Source organism: Streptomyces sp. NPDC001732, from assembly GCF_053596315.1.
The window spans coordinates 1-2,564 of sequence record NZ_JBSFFY010000178.1 but is presented as its reverse complement, the minus strand read 5'-3'; the positions used below and the strand labels follow the sequence as shown (position 1 = coordinate 2,564).

The window sequence follows — 2,564 nt, the reverse complement described above, 5'->3', positions numbered from 1 at the left end:
CAGCCCGCCCCCTTGTGGATACCGCATGCTCCGGTGATACCGCACGGACGACCAGCCGTCAGCCCCTACGACTCCACGAGTTCAACCTCAGTAACCGTCTCCCTCAAACGGAAACAACAGGCCGTCACCAAACTCAGCGCGCATGTCATCGATCAGACCGGCCAGCCCGCCCCGTGCACCCCGACCGCCTACGAGATGCGGTCGGTCGCCGTCCCCTACGGCGGCTGCACCGAACCATCCAACGTCAAAGCCGGGGGAGGAGCCCGCCCCATCCGCTTCCAGTGCGCCGGCTGCGGCTTCTACCGCCCCGACCCCTCCTACCTCCCCGCCATCGAGCAACACCTCAACGAACTGCGCGCCGACCGCGAGACCGCCCGTGCCATGGACGCCGCCGAATTCGTGATCACCTCTCTCACCGCCCAGATCACCGCCTTCGAGCACGTCACCGACCGCATGCACCGCCGCCTCGACGCCCTCCCCGCTGCAGAACGGGCACAGATCGAAGAAGCCGCCACCGTGCTGCGTAAAGCACGCGCCGGAGAAAACCACACCCTCTTGCCCCTGACCGCATCCCCGAAAGCCCCCTGATGAACCGCCGCGGCAACCCCGCCTCCCTCGCCCAGGCCAGACGCCGCGACAGCCTCGACAAGCGCGGCCGTGTCCTGACCACGATCACCGCTCTGGAAAGCAACGGCCAGCCCGTCACCCACGCCGCCGTTGCCCGCGCCGCCCGCGTGTCCACCTGGCTCACCTACGCCCCCGGCATCCGCGAGCACATCGAAGCCGCCCAGACCCGGCAAGCCCGCACCACCCCACCCCACAAGGCACCACTCCCTCGGCTGCCCTGGCTGACCTGCGCGCCGAACTCGACCTCACCCGCCAAGAGATCAGGGAGCTCCGCGCTGAACGTGACCAGCTCCAAGGCGCCCTACGCCACCAACTTGGCCAGCAGCTTGACACCCTCCACACCCCAGAGCTGACCACCCGCGTCTACAGCCTCACCCGCCACAGCGATCAACTGGCCCGCCAGCTCCAAGAAGCCACCGACGAGAACGACGCCCTGAAAACACGCATCAACAGCCTCGAAGACGACCTCGCAGCGGCTCGCACCAGCCTCCGCCGCATGATCCGAGAAGAGAACCGCACATAACCCCACCAACAGACCGACGACTTTGCACACCATGCCTCCGTCTCACCAGCGCATGCCGAGCGCGGTCAGTTCTGTGCGCTGCTCGGTGCCGAGGCGGTCGGCGCGGCGCGGACGTTGTCGGGCCAGTTCCCCATCCGCACCTCGACTCCGTCGACGTTTTCGACGTGTTTGCAGGGCACGGTCAAGCGCCCTTCACGGGTGTGGAATTGACGCGCGGCCGCCAGCCCGAGGGCCCACCGGTCTGCCTGTCAATGGGGCGGCCAGCGAAGTGATTGGGCGAGCACCCGTACGGCGTGGTGAAGATCGGGCTTCTCGTTGCCGCACTGATCGCGCTGCACCACGTGTACGGGTCACAAGCGCCAGCGCAGCAAGCCTGTTCCCTCCGCGTCCGTGGTGAGCCAGGTCCCGTCGCCGAGGCAGCGCACCACGCTACGGTTGTCCGACGAGGGATAGAGCACGGGGCCCTGTAGCTCGTCCGAGGACAGTTGGTAGATCCAGTGCTGGGAGGGCTGCGGCAGGCTTTCGTCCCCACAGGACGAGACGACCAAGCAGGTGTTCGCCGTCAGATATCCGCCCTCCCAGGTCACCCAACCGTCGTCCTTGGGCGAACTGAGCGGTACGCGGTTCCGGGCCAGGGTCGTCAGGACCTCGCCATCGGGGAAGCGGTGCCGACGCAGATCCTTGTTGAATCCTGCCGTCAGGAACTCCCCGCCGTCAGGCGATATGTCGAGCAGGACCTGCTTGTTGTCCGCGAGGCCGTCATAGTTGAGCAGCGGCGGCCGGCCTTCGTCCTCGTCGACGTTTTCGCCGTCCGCTTCCTCAGGAAGTCGGCTCCAGTACGTGTAGCAGCCGTTCTGCCCCTCACCGATGGAGAGCAGGACGTGCACACCATCCGGGTGCAGGGATTGGGTGGCGTAGTACTCGGTCATGCCGTCCAACGCGGTTTGAGCGATCACCTCGCCCGTCGCCGAATCCAGCACCGCCCACATATCGCCGTCGTCGGGGTCTTCGTCATCCACGACGAGTGCCCATACATATTTTCCGTCCCGGCTCACTGCGCACGACCGGTGGACCAAGTCCTCGTCCGACATCCCCTGCTGGCGAACCCAGCGCTCGACTCCATCGGCCCCGACCGCGACGACCCCCTCCGGCATTCCGAACACGGCGAACGAGGCATCCGGCGCTATCGCCCAGGACAATGTGAAGTCACTTACCTCCTGGGTGTCAGGAACCGGAATGCGCGCGCAGGCCTGTACCTCCCCCTTTGCCACCCCGGCGAGCGCGAAGACTTCGACGTGCCCGCCGTTCAACAGGCCGACTACTGAGGTTTTCGGGTTGTCGTCGGGTAGTGACGGTTCATGATCCCTGCGATATGCCGGTGGTATGCGTTATCCGGAGGGTGGGGGCTTGACTG

2 protein-coding genes and 1 pseudogene are annotated in these 2,564 nt (G+C 66.3%); 2 read left to right on the top strand and 1 reads right to left on the bottom strand.

Annotation, left to right across the window (positions count from 1 at the left end):
* Together ACWCXX_RS41145 and ACWCXX_RS41140 are read left to right on the top strand one after the other, a co-directional pair.
* Positions 1-588: pseudogene (locus ACWCXX_RS41145) on the top strand (hypothetical protein); the annotation flags it as partial.
* Complete coding sequence (locus ACWCXX_RS41140) at positions 588-980, top strand: hypothetical protein (protein WP_451136413.1); 393 nt, start codon at positions 588-590, stop codon at positions 978-980. The pseudogene ACWCXX_RS41145 and the gene ACWCXX_RS41140, both read left to right, overlap by 1 nt.
* Positions 981-1,500: 520 nt before the next feature.
* On the opposite strand, the gene ACWCXX_RS41135 is transcribed toward ACWCXX_RS41140, so the two are convergent.
* Positions 1,501-2,460: a hypothetical protein gene (locus ACWCXX_RS41135; protein ID WP_451136411.1), complete on the bottom strand. Its 960-nt coding sequence runs from the start codon at positions 2,458-2,460 to the stop codon at positions 1,501-1,503.
* Between the last annotated feature and the right edge of the window lie 104 nt (positions 2,461-2,564).

Coding starts and splice junctions, on each gene's coding strand:
- ACWCXX_RS41140 (WP_451136413.1), top strand. CDS start 588: ATGAACCGCCGCGGCAACCCCGCCTCCCTCGCCCAGGCCAGACGCCGC.